Source organism: Alteromonas portus, assembly GCF_005117025.1.
In the GTDB taxonomy this organism is placed as follows: Bacteria; Pseudomonadota; Gammaproteobacteria; order Enterobacterales; family Alteromonadaceae; genus Alteromonas; species Alteromonas portus.
Window position 1 is genome coordinate 52,443 of the sequence record NZ_SWCO01000011.1, and the last position, 13,263, is coordinate 65,705.

13 protein-coding genes are annotated in these 13,263 nt (G+C 44.0%); 3 read left to right on the forward strand and 10 right to left on the reverse strand.

The window, feature by feature from the left end; translation table 11 throughout:
• Window positions 1-13 precede the first annotated feature (13 nt).
• From E5672_RS17990 to trxA, 3 genes are all read right to left on the reverse strand, one after another.
• Window positions 14-1,312, reverse strand: coding sequence for an amidohydrolase (locus E5672_RS17990; RefSeq protein ID WP_136783528.1), 1,299 nt, complete (start codon window positions 1,310-1,312; stop codon window positions 14-16).
• Between the two features lie 228 nt (window positions 1,313-1,540).
• A complete protein-coding gene (rho, locus tag E5672_RS17995) occupies window positions 1,541-2,806 on the reverse strand; it encodes a transcription termination factor Rho (protein ID WP_014948094.1) in 1,266 nt (421 codons plus the stop codon).
• A gap of 272 nt (window positions 2,807-3,078) precedes the next feature.
• Window positions 3,079-3,405, reverse strand: coding sequence for a thioredoxin TrxA (gene trxA / locus E5672_RS18000; RefSeq protein WP_012517074.1), 327 nt, complete (start codon window positions 3,403-3,405; stop codon window positions 3,079-3,081).
• 100 nt (window positions 3,406-3,505) lie between these two features.
• On the opposite strand from trxA, the gene rhlB reads away from it, so the two are divergent.
• Window positions 3,506-4,795, forward strand: coding sequence for an ATP-dependent RNA helicase RhlB (gene rhlB, locus E5672_RS18005; RefSeq protein ID WP_136783530.1), 1,290 nt, complete (start codon window positions 3,506-3,508; stop codon window positions 4,793-4,795).
• A 36-nt stretch (window positions 4,796-4,831) separates the two neighbouring features.
• A complete protein-coding gene (locus E5672_RS18010) occupies window positions 4,832-6,343 on the forward strand; it encodes a Ppx/GppA phosphatase family protein (RefSeq protein WP_136783531.1) in 1,512 nt (503 codons plus the stop codon).
• Between the two features lie 87 nt (window positions 6,344-6,430).
• On the opposite strand, the gene hemB is transcribed toward E5672_RS18010, so the two are convergent.
• The 7 genes from hemB to tatA are packed head-to-tail and all read right to left on the reverse strand — an operon-like array spanning window position 6,431 to window position 12,003.
• Window positions 6,431-7,441 carry a porphobilinogen synthase gene (hemB, locus tag E5672_RS18015; RefSeq protein ID WP_205676511.1) on the reverse strand — a complete coding sequence of 337 codons (1,011 nt, stop codon included), beginning with the start codon at window positions 7,439-7,441 and terminating at the stop codon, window positions 6,431-6,433.
• Window positions 7,438-9,336: a sensor domain-containing diguanylate cyclase gene (locus tag E5672_RS18020; protein ID WP_136783533.1), complete on the reverse strand. Its 1,899-nt coding sequence runs from the start codon at window positions 9,334-9,336 to the stop codon at window positions 7,438-7,440. The genes hemB and E5672_RS18020 overlap by 4 nt, the downstream gene beginning before the upstream one ends.
• 12 nt (window positions 9,337-9,348) lie before the next feature.
• Window positions 9,349-10,125: a TatD family hydrolase gene (locus E5672_RS18025; RefSeq protein WP_136783535.1), complete on the reverse strand. Its 777-nt coding sequence runs from the start codon at window positions 10,123-10,125 to the stop codon at window positions 9,349-9,351.
• Window positions 10,126-10,680 (reverse strand): hypothetical protein, encoded by a 555-nt coding sequence (locus tag E5672_RS18030; RefSeq protein ID WP_136783537.1) that lies wholly within the window; start codon window positions 10,678-10,680, stop codon window positions 10,126-10,128.
• A 25-nt stretch (window positions 10,681-10,705) separates the two neighbouring features.
• Window positions 10,706-11,458, reverse strand: a complete 753-nt coding sequence (tatC, locus tag E5672_RS18035; protein ID WP_136783539.1) for a twin-arginine translocase subunit TatC — start codon at window positions 11,456-11,458, stop codon at window positions 10,706-10,708.
• Window positions 11,459-11,758: a Sec-independent protein translocase protein TatB gene (tatB, locus tag E5672_RS18040; protein ID WP_014948087.1), complete on the reverse strand. Its 300-nt coding sequence runs from the start codon at window positions 11,756-11,758 to the stop codon at window positions 11,459-11,461.
• The gene (gene tatA / locus E5672_RS18045; protein WP_240692282.1) at window positions 11,758-12,003 is read right to left on the reverse strand and encodes a Sec-independent protein translocase subunit TatA; all 246 of its coding nucleotides are present in this window, start codon (window positions 12,001-12,003) and stop codon (window positions 11,758-11,760) included. Before tatA ends, tatB begins: the two co-directional genes overlap by 1 nt.
• A gap of 177 nt (window positions 12,004-12,180) precedes the next feature.
• On the opposite strand from tatA, the gene E5672_RS18050 reads away from it, so the two are divergent.
• Complete coding sequence (locus E5672_RS18050) at window positions 12,181-13,242, forward strand: hypothetical protein (RefSeq protein WP_136783543.1); 1,062 nt, start codon at window positions 12,181-12,183, stop codon at window positions 13,240-13,242.
• The last annotated feature ends 21 nt before the right edge of the window (window positions 13,243-13,263 follow it).

Genomic DNA, 13,263 nt, shown 5'->3' on the forward strand with positions numbered 1-13,263 from the left:
CCGGCGAATACACTTAGTGTTGAGCCATGTAATCTAAAGTAAAGTTTGTCAGAAGCTTCACGCCTAGTTTCATGCCTTCATCGTCAACATAAAATTCTGGCGTGTGGTGAGCAGGACTATCTTCTTCAGACACATCCAAAGGTTTGCCGCCTACCCAAACATACAAGCCTGGTACTTTCTCTTGGAAGAAAGAAAAGTCTTCTGCTCCCGTGACTGGTTTAGAAAGTAATGTGTTCTCAACGCCTGCTGTACGCTGCATGGTGGGCAACATAGCTTTAGTAAGCTCTGGGTCGTTGTAGGTAATGGGATAATAGTAATCAAGCGGTAGGGTAAGCTCTGCTTCTGCCCCCATACTTTCTGCAATAGCTTTCACTTTGCGCGGAAGCGATTCGTAAATGTGGTCGCGAGCAGCTTCATTGAGTGTACGGATTGTGCCAACCATTTCTACTTCATTTGGAATGATGTTTGAACGATTACCACCGTGAATAGAGCCAATAGACACCACCGCTGCGTCGTCAATTAGTTTCAACTCACGACTAACGATGGTTTGAATAGACATGATCATTTGCGCAGCTGTAACCACCGGATCTACGCTCTTCCATGGGTAAGCACCATGGGCTTGCTTACCGTGAATAACGATTTTAAACGGGTCTACTGCGGCCATAGTGCCACCAGCGTTGTAGCGTACTTTACCTACATCGGTGTTCGCATTGATATGTAAGCCAAAAATAGCGTCTACATCGGGGTTCTTTAGAACACCTTCGGCAACCATAACTTCCGCACCACCTTTTTCTCCGGCGGGTGCGCCCTCTTCAGCAGGTTGGAAGATAAACTTCACTTTACCTTTCAACTCACCTTTTATCTCGGTAAGTATTTTTGCCGCCCCCATAAGCATTGCCATGTGGGTATCGTGGCCGCAAGCGTGCATAACCGGCACTTCTTTACCGTTGTATTCACCTATTTGCTTTGAGCGATAGTCTAGGTCGTTTTGCTCTTTTACAGGAAGTCCATCCATGTCTGCACGCAGCGCAACCACAGGACCCGGCTTGCCCGAGTCTAAAATGGCAACCACACCGGTTTTTGCCACTCCAGTTTGCACTTCTAGACCTAAGCTATTGAGATAATCGGCAACATATTCAGCGGTTTTAAATTCACGATTCGATAGTTCAGGAAATTCATGAAAGTGATGACGCCATTTAATTACATCTGGCTCTACTTTATTGGCTAATTCATCTACGTTGATTTGAGTAGCATTAGCAGCAGACACAGAGGCCAGCCCTGCAAATGCAAGTGACAGCAATTTCTGGTACATAACAATTATTTCCTTTGGTGTTTTTAGACAGAGTAAATCATCTTAAGAAAGAACACACCATCGAACTAACGATTGCTGTTAAAAATCAATAAGTAGACGAAAATACATTATTCACATGCTATAGCATATTAGACGGAAGTATAAGGAAAGACACGGGTTGGCGCAGGGAATAAAAAAGGCGCCCAAAGGCGCCTTTTCTTTAAATATCAACTTATTACTAAGTTTCTATTAACTCTTTTGTCGACGCATAGCGTCAAAGAACTCGTCGTTTGTCTTAGTCATCGACAGCTTACTGATAAGGAAGTCCATTGCGTCAATTTCCGACATTTCGTGAACAATTTTGCGAAGGATCCACATTTTCTGTAGTTCGTCTTGCGCAGTAAGTAGTTCTTCACGACGGGTACCAGAGCGGTTGAAGTCGATAGCTGGGAAAACACGTTTTTCTGCAATCTTACGGTTAAGATGTAGTTCCATGTTACCCGTACCTTTAAACTCTTCGTAGATAACTTCATCCATCTTAGAGCCGGTATCGATAAGCGCTGTTGCGATAATGGTTAAGCTTCCGCCTTCTTCAACATTACGGGCAGCACCAAAGAAGCGCTTAGGCTTGTGAAGAGCATTCGCATCAACACCACCGGTAAGTACTTTACCCGATGATGGGATAACCGTGTTGTAAGCGCGGGCAAGACGGGTGATAGAGTCAAGCAAGATAACCACGTCTTTCTTGTGTTCTACAAGACGCTTTGCTTTCTCGATAACCATTTCAGCCACTTGTACGTGACGGCTTGCAGGTTCATCAAACGTTGATGCCACTACTTCACCTTGTACAAGGCGGTGCATCTCTGTAACTTCTTCTGGACGCTCATCGATAAGCAATACCATTAACTCACAATCTGGGTGGTTAGCAGCAATTGACTGAGCAATGTTTTGAAGAAGAAGGGTTTTACCGGCTTTAGGTGGTGCTACGATAAGACCACGTTGACCTTTACCAATTGGCGATGCTAAATCTAAAACACGTGCCGTGATATCTTCAGTCGAGCCATTACCACGTTCCATACGCAAGCGGTCTGCTGCGTGAAGCGGTGTAAGGTTTTCAAAAAGAATTTTATTACGTGAGTTTTCGGGCTTGTCGAAGTTAACTTCGCGAATTTTTAGCAGGGCAAAGTAGCGTTCACTGTCTTTTGGTGGACGAATTTTCCCGGCAATCGTATCGCCCGTACGCAAGTTGAAGCGTCGGATTTGGCTTGGCGATACGTAAATATCGTCTGGTCCTGCAAGATACGATGAATCAGCTGAGCGTAAGAAGCCGAAACCGTCCTGTAAAATTTCTAGTACCCCATCACCAAAGATGTCTTCACCGCTTTTTGCGTGAGTCTTTAGAATTGAGAAAATGATGTCTTGTTTTCTGGCGCGCGCCATGTTTTCCAGGCCCATTTCCTCGGCCAGGTTAACCAACTCGCTTATTGGTTTGTTCTTTAATTCAGTTAAATTCATACTGGTGGGTCTTTGTGCTTGAACTTCGCTTACAGGACTTAAAGTCACTCTGTTCTAGTTTAGATTTGATATCACCCGGATATGGGCGTAAGCAGAATGCTGCTCGGATGAGCGCTGTAGAAAAGTTAGCACTATATTTAATCAACGTCCAGCGTTTTACCGCCTAAATGTTAAATAAATTATTGCGCCCTTTTCTAATATGAAATGCAAGTACCTGTGTTTTAAATAAAAACCGGCGCAGAATTCGCACCGGTTTTTATGTATCGTATCAATTAAAGATTTTCGTTAAGAAACTCTGTTAATTGTGCTTTAGATAGCGCACCAACTTTAGTTGCGGCAACGTTACCATTTTTGAAAAGTAGCAATGTAGGAATACCACGAATACCATATTTAGGTGGAGTTTCGTTATTTTCATCGACATTCAACTTGCCAACTGTTAACTTGCCATCAAACTCGGTCGCAACTTCTTCCAAGATAGGCGCGATCATTTTACACGGGCCACACCATTCGGCCCAGAAGTCAACCAGTACAGGACCTTCAGCATTGATAACATCTGCTTCGAATTTATCGTCAGATAACTGGATAATTTTGTCGCTCATTCTTTTCTCCATTATTGGTCTGTCGCTGATTTGTCTCAGCCCGACCATAAGTGTTATATAGAAACTGTTTTTTAATGCAAGCACTGATAAGCTATAAGCTATGCCTACTCACTTAACTGATACTCACTTTTCTGACTTGCCGATTAACGGCAAGGTTGTTGACGCCTTGGCGGCAGCTAATTTTTCTCATTGTACACCAATTCAAGCACTTGCACTGCCTCCCTTATTGGAAGGTCACGACATTGCAGGTCAGGCTCAAACCGGAACCGGTAAAACCATTGCCTTCTTGGTGGCTACATTTCACTATTTGCTAAGCAAAGCAGAAAATGCCGATAACAGCAAATCAAATGGCCCTCGCGCAATTATAATGGCGCCGACCAGAGAGCTAGCCGTTCAAATTTTTAACGACGCCAAATTGCTTAGTGAGCATACTGGATTGTCGCTTGGTTTGATTTATGGGGGCGAAGGTTACCAAAGTCAACGTGAAACTTTGGAAGAAGGGGTAGATATTATAATTGGTACGACAGGACGCATTTTAGATTACTACAAGCAGAATGTGTTCACCCTGAAGAATATTCAGGTAGCCGTACTTGATGAAGCCGATCGCATGTTCGATTTAGGCTTTATTAAAGATATCCGCTTTTTATTCCGTCGCATGCCTCCTGCTAGCGAACGTTTAAGCATGCTATTTTCAGCAACGCTTAGCTATCGCGTACAGGAACTTGCCTACGAGCACATGAACAACCCGACTCATGTTCAGGTGGCACCAGAGCAAACAACCGCTACACGCGTTTCTCAAGAGCTATTCTATCCATCTGACGATGACAAGATGCTGCTTCTTCTTACACTTCTGGAAGAAGAATGGCCGGAAAAGGCAATTGTTTTTGCAAACACGAAAAACAGCTGTGAAAAAGTCACCGATTGGCTTACCGCAGATGGTCATCGCGTAGGCTTACTTAGCGGTGATGTACCGCAGAAGAAACGCTTGGGGATCTTAGAAGATTTTACTAAAGGTAACCTAGATATTCTGGTGGCAACCGATGTTGCTGCGCGTGGTCTTCATATCGACGCTGTTACCCACGTATTTAACTATGACCTACCTGACGATGCGGAAGATTACGTACATCGAATTGGCCGTACTGGCCGAGCTGGACAAAGTGGCGTTGCAATTAGTTTCGCATGCGAAAAATACGCACTAAACTTACCTGCAATCGAGCAATACATCCAAAAGGCGATACCGGTTACTGATTACGACCGCAGCGCCTTACTTGACGATGTGACGCCACCAAAGCCACGTAGAAGACGTACGCCCAACAACCGCAACTCTTCACGCCGCGGTAACGGTAGAGGCCGAGGTAAGCCCCAAAACCGAAACAACAAAGCGCAATAATAAGGCGTAAAGGTAGTTAATAAGAAACGAGATTTTATGCAGGCAGAACTCCAGCACGACGCACAAACCTACGGCGAGTATTATGCCGCCGTAGACTTAGGCTCTAACAGCTTTCACATGGTGATTGTTCACGTTGTTAACGGCAGTGTGCAAATAATAGGGAAAATTAAACAGAAAGTGCGCCTAGCAGCTGGCTTAGATGATAATTTTGCCCTTGATGACGTAAGCATGGAACGTGGCTGGCAGTGCCTACAAGTTTTTTCAGAGCGTCTGCAGGATATCCCTTCCTCAAACATAAAAATCGTTGCTACCGCTACATTACGATTAGCAACCAATGCCCATATTTTTATTCGCAAAGCAGAAGAGATACTCAACCATAAACTTGAGGTGATAAGCGGTGAAGAAGAGGCACGACAAATATATCTTGGCGTAGCTTATACATCTGCCAACCAAGGCAATAGCTTGGTTATTGATATTGGCGGCGCGAGCACCGAAATTATCATCGGAAATGACATGCAGCCTATCCATTTAAAAAGTTTGGATATGGGGTGCGTTACCTTCATGGAACGCTATTTCACAGGCGGCAAAATAACCGACGATAATTTCGAAAACGCCAAGCAAGCCGCACACGCGCTTATTGCAGAGGTTTCGAATGCCTTCTTATGCTTTGACTGGGAAAATTGTTTAGGCGCATCGGGTACACCACAAGCAATTACTGAAATATTGGTAGCCCAAGGTATTAGCGATGCAATCCGCTTAGATTATTTATACCACCTTGAAAAGCAGTGTATTGAGTGCGGCAGTATTAAAACCCTCGATATCGACGGCTTAGAAGACAATAGAAAAGCTATTTTCCCTTCGGGTTTGGCTATTCTAATAAGCTTGTTTGAGGCATTAAATATTAAGCACATGAATATTTCTGGCGGTGCCCTGCGTGAAGGGCTCATCTATGGAATGTTAGATAACGTCACTGAAAACGATAGACGCCAGCAAACGCTTAATCAGGCTAAACAGCGTTATCATATTGACAAGAACCACGCTAATTCAGTTCGCCATGTGGCACTTGCCCTTTGCCATCAGCTTTGCGCCCAACAAAACATCTGTCACCTAGATACGGAAACTATCTTGGGTGCCGCTGCACAGCTTCATGAAATCGGCCTTCATATCGAATATAAACGTCACCACGAGCACGGTGAATATATTCTAAGTCATATCGATTTACCCGGCTTTACTCGATTACAGCGTTCAGCAATTCGCGATTTAGTAGCGCAACATCGCTTAACCATTAACACTCAAATTTTCGAAAAGTATCACGAAGATTACCGCCCCATGCTTAAAGGCTTGCTTCGAATATTAAGGATTGCAGTTGTGTTATGTTTACGTCGTCAAAATAAGCATATTCCTGAAGTTTCTCTAAGCTGCGATGATAGTAAGTGGACACTTACTTTCCCAGAGGGTTGGCTAAAGTCTCACCCTCTGATTAATGCCGAGCTAGCTAATGAATGCTGGCTGCAGCACAAAGCTGGTTGCGAGCTCGTCTGTAAGTAAACACTCACAGTCATGATTTAAAAAACAAAAAACCGTGCTAGGCACGGTTTTTTTATGGACGATTAATACGCGTTATTAATAAAGGCGTTACTTGGTATTTTGTTTCGCGAGTAACTCAGCCGCTTTAGGCGCAAAGTACGTCAGAATTCCATCTGCCCCCGCCCTTTTAAAAGCAAGTAAAGACTCTAATATTACCGCCTCTTCGTTTAACCAACCATTCGCAAATGCAGCTTGGTGCATGGCGTATTCACCACTTACCTGGTAGGCAAATGTGGGGACTTTAAATTCATCCTTACAGCGGCGAACAACGTCTAAATAAGGCATTCCCGGTTTCACCATTACCATGTCTGCACCCTCTTCAATATCTAGGGCAATTTCATGAAGAGCTTCGTCGGTATTTGCAGGGTCCATCTGATAAGTTTTCTTATTGCCGCCTTTGATATTTGCAGCAGAGCCGACAGCATCGCGAAACGGACCATAGTAAGCAGACGCGTATTTGGCCGAGTAAGCCATAATGCACGTGTTGATGTGCCCCGCTTCTTCTAATGCCTTGCGAATACTACCAATACGACCATCCATCATATCAGAAGGTGCAACAATATCAGCGCCAGCTTCGGCATGAGATAATGCCTGTTTGATGAGTACCTCAACCGTTTCATCGTTCATCACGTAACCGGTCTCGTCTAAAAGGCCGTCTTGACCGTGAGACGTAAAAGGGTCTAGTGCGATATCAGACATCAGCATTACCTCAGGAAATACCTTTTTAAGTGCTCTCATTGCTTGCTGAGCTAGACCTTCAGGGTTAAAGGCTTCACTAGCACATTCCGTTTTAAGCGACATGGGTGTTACAGGGAAAAGCGCAATGGTCTTAATACCTAGAGCTACCCAATGTGCTGCTTCTTTCACCAGTAGATCAATAGAAAGCCTCTCTACGCCGGGCATCGACGGTACGGCTTCACGGGCATTTTCACCGGGTAATACAAACACGGGATAGATTAAATCGTCTGTCGTTAGCCTGTGCTCTGCAACAAGCCCTCTTAGCGCATCTTTAGCACGCAGTCTGCGCATACGGCGGTGAGGGAAAGGTGAAGACATCATAGTTTTTCCTGTAAATGTTTGTGTATTACGGTGTTGCGCCCCGAAGCTTTAGCTTCATAAAGGCACTCATCGGCAAATTTAAATAAACTCTGCGCTTGCTCTTCGTTAGCAATTATAGTGGTAGAAACACCTGCGCTCGCAGTTAGCATAATTGTCTCTCCCTCATATTCAAGGGGACTGCCTTGTAAGCAATGTCGGATTTTCTCGGCCACATGGTACGCGCCATCTAAGTCGGTATTAGGCAATATAATGGCGAACTCTTCACCCCCTATTCGACACAAGTCATCTGTTGGACGATGGATGAGCTTTTGAAAAACATTTGTCACGTGAATTAAACATGCGTCTCCGCCATCGTGACCATATTCATCGTTGATCTTTTTAAAATGGTCCACGTCAAGAATGATCAGCGATAACGGCGTTTGTTCGCGCCTGCTTCGCCTTCCCTCTGAACGCAATCGCTTGTCGAAGTGCCGTCGGTTGTGCGCTCCGGTAAGTGGATCTATCGCATTAAGCCTCTCGAGCTCTTGATTTACCTCGGAAAGCTCACGCAGTGTTATCTCTAACTCCAACGTTCGCTCCTGCACTTTGTACTCTAAATCATCTTGGTAACGCTTTTGCACTTCCAACAGACTTTCTTTGGCTATGTTAGCCTGCTTTTCTTGCTCAAGAGCAAACTGCTGAGCATCAATTAAATCGTCTCGACTATGGCTGTAATTAATGGCAAGAATAAGTGCCAGTATGAGCGTTTCAACGGCGCCACCTATGACCAACAAATTGTTAGATGAGATAGGTAACTGGATAATATTCACGTTATCTAAGCTTGCACACAGCCCGCTAACAAGCAGAAAACCCCACGCTATAGTGAAATAGCGAGCCACTACTTCTCCCTTTAGTGACATCCAAACACCAAGGGATAAGATGAAAATAACGACAAGACTTAACAGTAGCAGAAACGCTTTTATCATTAGCCAGTACGGTAAAATAAGACCTGCTATGATGCTCAAGCCACATATCCAACTAATCGCTTTAGTCACGCTGTCTAGTTTTTTACTGTACGCCTTAATAGGTAAGAGACTACGAGTAAATAATGCTGCAAACATAATAGTCGCGTTGGCAAATACAATAATTGCCTTACTTTGAAACCACGTGCTCCCTGGCCAAAGATAGGAAAAGCCATAACCGTGTAGCGTCATTAAAATAAAAGCTAAGTTGATGACGTAACCGGAATAAAACAAAAAGGACACGTTTTTAGTCGTGACCGTTAAAAACGCATTACTCACCCCCATGGCGAGTAAAATGCCGAAAAATATACCTAGCACTAAGTTTCTACTTGAGGTGTATTCAATAAACTCTGTTTCCGCCCACACACGAATAGGAAGCCTGATACTCCCTGACGTTTGCATTTTAATTATGACTCGCTGAGACTGGGCACTGGCTGGTAGCGGAAATAAGGGCTTTACGTGAGCGATAGGTCTATCACTGAAGCGGTTGCTGTCTCCACTAGAGTAGGTCATAACAGGTTTAGTACCTACTTGACTGTAAACGGCCACATCCAGATTGTCTAATAAGGGGTAATCTATGTGTAAGAGAAACCGACTTTGGCTACTCTGTGTTGGTTCAACTATCATTGAAAACCAGTAGACGTCAGTATCCATACCTAAGTTGACGGGTGACGAAATTGGAGACCACGCATTAGCAGGTGTTTGAATGACACTAGTGAAGTCGAGTGGTGTTCTGTTTCCCTCTTTAAGGTAAGTTAACTGAGAGTACCGAGGTGAAAGGCTAGTCGCTGGAGAAAGGTTCATTAAGACAAAAACAAAGGCAACAGCAGCAAGAACTGTAACAAGAATGAGACCAGCATCATACTTACGCATAGCTTTTAGATTTTTCTGCATATAAACCTATGTTTAGCCGAGAGAAAACAACTCACAGCTATTAGCATAACTGCTAATACGCAATTTATCAGTCTCAACCTGCAGATATTCACCTAATTGTTGAGCTATGTGGGGCAAAAAAGCGGGTTCATTATTACGCTTTCGCGGACGCAGCGTTTTTGGAAACAAATAGGGCGCATCGGTTTCAAGGATAAGCTTATCTAACGGTATATGCTTTACAGCATCACGTAAATCTTCGCCCCGTTTATCATCACATACCCATCCTGTAATACCTATATAAAGACCTAAGGATAAATACGCTTTAACCTGTTCAGCCGTGCCAGTAAAGCAGTGGGCAATCCCCCCTTTTAAACGCGGCATATACTGGGTTAACAGGCTAATTTGTTCGCTAAAGGCATCTCTTTCATGTAGATAAACGGGTAGATTCAACGATGCCGCTATTTCAAGCTGAGCTTCAAATACTGCTAATTGGACGTCTTGGGGTGAAAAGTTGCGGTTAAAATCAAGGCCGCATTCACCAACAGCTACACACCCTTCGTGTTGGGCAAGTTCACGTAACCGCTGGTAATCGCTTTGCGTAACGTCTTTTGCATTGTGCGGATGCACACCAATAGTATAACAGCATTGAGTTGGATACTTGTTATAAAGCGCTACTGCGGCGTCCCATTCACTAGGATGGGTGGTTATAATGCAGAGCTTTTCTACCTCCGCATCTTTTGCACGTTGAATTATCTCGTCGGCGTCAAATCGCTTATCAAGCAAGTTGACGCCAGCATCAAACCAGGGCATTTATTTTACGCGTTTCACTTTCATGCGCTTGTTTACGCCTTCTACGCTGAGATAGAACGACCCCAACAGGCCTCGTTCAATTGATACTTGCTGACCTTCTTCAATTTTCAAGTAAGCACTATCGCTCTGTTGCCAAACCGAGCCATCGCTGAAAGTGATAATTTTTTTACCTCGAAGAGAGTCTTTAAATGACGCAATGGTGAGTGACACCTCTGATGCTTCGGCTGATAAATCACGTCTATGCTCTAAACCAAAGTCATTTTTCGGCTCTGATGCTTCAGCGGGTTTATTTACAACAGGCTGCTTGTTAGCGTTGGCCTGAGGCTTTGGCTGATTAGCTGCTTCAGATCTATATGCCTGTAATTGGCTAACTTGTGCACTTGCACCTTCGTACTGATTCAGTGATTTCGCAATGTTGTCGTAACAAATTAGACGCTTTAAGCTGTTGTCTGTGTTACGGCATTTTTCCATAGCATCAGCTACCGTTTCAGCGTGAACATTGAACGCCCCAAAAGCACACAATAATGTGGCAAGAGATATCAGTCGAGTTTTCATTTTTATTCCTTTCTTTTTTTAACTTTTATGTGTTGTCCGTTGTTTGAGTGGATGCGTCTTTGGGCGTTTTACCTGCATAAAAGCCTCCAACAATAACCCCTACTTCAAACAGTAACCACATTGGAATAGCTAATAATGTCTGAGAGATAACATCAGGTGGTGTTAGTAACATGCCGACAACGAATGCGCCTACAACCACATAAGGGCGCTTGGCTCTCAGCGATTTAGCATCAGTTACCCCAGTCCAACACATTAGAATAATGGCTATCGGTATCTCGAATGAGACCCCAAATGCGAAAAACAGTTTCAAGACGAAGTTCAAATAGCTAGATATATCTGTACTTACCGTCACACCTTCAGGTGCTACGCTCGTAAAAAACGCAAACGCTATTGGAAAAACAACAAAGTAGGCAAATGCCATACCCGCGTAAAACAGCAGCGTACTTGAGAGCAGTAAAGGAGCAACTAAGCGCTTTTCATTTCTATACAGACCCGGTGCTACGAACCCCCATACTTGGTAGAGCACATAGGGAATAGCAATAAAAAACGATAACACCAGCGTTAGTTTGAAAGGTGCAAAAAAAGGTGATGCAACGTCTGTTGCAATCATGCTCGCATTTTCGGGCAAGGCTTCAAGCAATGGCATCGCCAATAACTTGTAAAGGTCTTGCGCAAATGCCGCTAAACAAATGAAAACGATGAGTACACTCAAAAGGGCTTTGAGAATACGGCTTCGCAATTCAATTAAATGAGAAATAAGATTATTAGCGTCAGACATCTATTGCTTTTTGTAAGGTTCTTGAACCGACTCGGCGGCTTTTTTTAGCTCATCGACGCTCTGTTCAAGTTCAGGTGAAAGATCTTTAAGCCCTTGCTGTTCTGCTTTTTTCAAATTTTCATGCAATTCGTGCACGCGCAGCTGGTGCTCAACCTCTTGCTTAAAGCCCGTTGCTACATTACGTACACTACGAATTGTATTTATAGTTGAGCGCATGGCACCCGGCAGTCTTTCTGGCCCTAAAATAAGAAGCGCCAGCACACCGATAACCAATAGCTCCCAAAAGCCGATATCGAACATTAGGAATTTTCTTTAACGTCGCTCTGCGTCTTAGTTGAAACAGGATCTGCCGATGACTTTTCTTCAACTTGCTTCTTTTGCTCGAAATCAGCATCTTTCTCTTCTTCGCTGACTGCTTTTTTGAAGCCTTTAATTGCGCCGCCTAGATCAGTACCTATACCTTTTAGCCGTTTTGTACCAAATAAAAGTACTACGATAACCAGTATGATCAGCAGTTGCCAAATACTAATACCACCCATAAAAATAATCTCCCTTACATCGTTGAGCACAGTATGCCATTGCCCGCAGATGCTTTCACCTGAATATTTGCTTGAATGAATAAAGATTGACGTTTCATTAATGACAATCCATGCTCTGTATATCTTTAAAACGAATAGTCAAAATATTCAACTATTCTAATTTTTACAAGGAGTTAGTGAGTAATGCTGTGCCTTACTGTAGTCTATTGCCATTTGTTACTCACTTCCCCTTCGACACTACATATTACTGATGGTACGGTGAATCCCCCCGTAAACACGACCAGTGGAAGTGTAACCGACAGCGACATTATAAGGCCTGCCGACGCCAACTCTAGTAGTTATGAGGAATTTGAAGATTCCCCAACACCTCTTTCAACACTACAACATAATGATCGCTGGTTTGATGTTTGGCAGCGTAGCTTTACAGATACCATGGACTTCACCGTTAAACAGCTTGACGGTTTGTTCGAAAACGATGGGAAACTCACCATTCCGGGACAGAAAGAAGCGAAAGCCGAAGGCCGTATCCAGTTAGCTTGGGAGCCAAGAAGCGGCATGCTTTCAGATACCGATTTGCGTTTTAGAATCAGAGTTCGACTACCAGCACTAAAAGAACGGGTTGATTTACTTTTAAGCGATAACGAGGACGAAACGCAGAACAATACAATACGTGCTGCGAGGGATACCGGCAACAATAACCGTGACCGAACGACCATTGCGCTTCGCTTTCGCCCTGAGCAAGACTCGCATTACTCGTTTAGAATTGGAGCCGGCCGCCGCGACCAACTATATGCGATGACCCGTTACAGAAATGCTTTCGCCTTTTCTAAACAGTGGGCCATGCTTTATGACGCTGAACTTTACTACTACACCCGCGACCGTCTGGGTGCGGAACTGGGCGCGGCTTTCCAATACGAAATTAATAAAAAGCACTTAGTTCGACAAAACAACCGCTTTTACTTCCGAGATGAAACAAATGACTGGCTGTGGCGACACGAAGTCCATCACTTGTTCTCTGTAGACCAAAATAACGCTGTTATTCCTCACTTCATGGTGGAAGGGCTGAGCCAACCGAGTTATCGCGTAGAAGAGATTTATGGAGGGTTTAGGTGGCGTAACAACATGTTGCGTGATTGGCTTTTCTTTGAAGTAGAGCCTTTTGTATTATGGCTGCGTGATGAGGACTTCAAAACCTCTTACGGCATTGCCTTGCGCGTAGAAGCCTATTATGGGCGCGATACTTAGGGTCATTCCCTAAAATGAAAA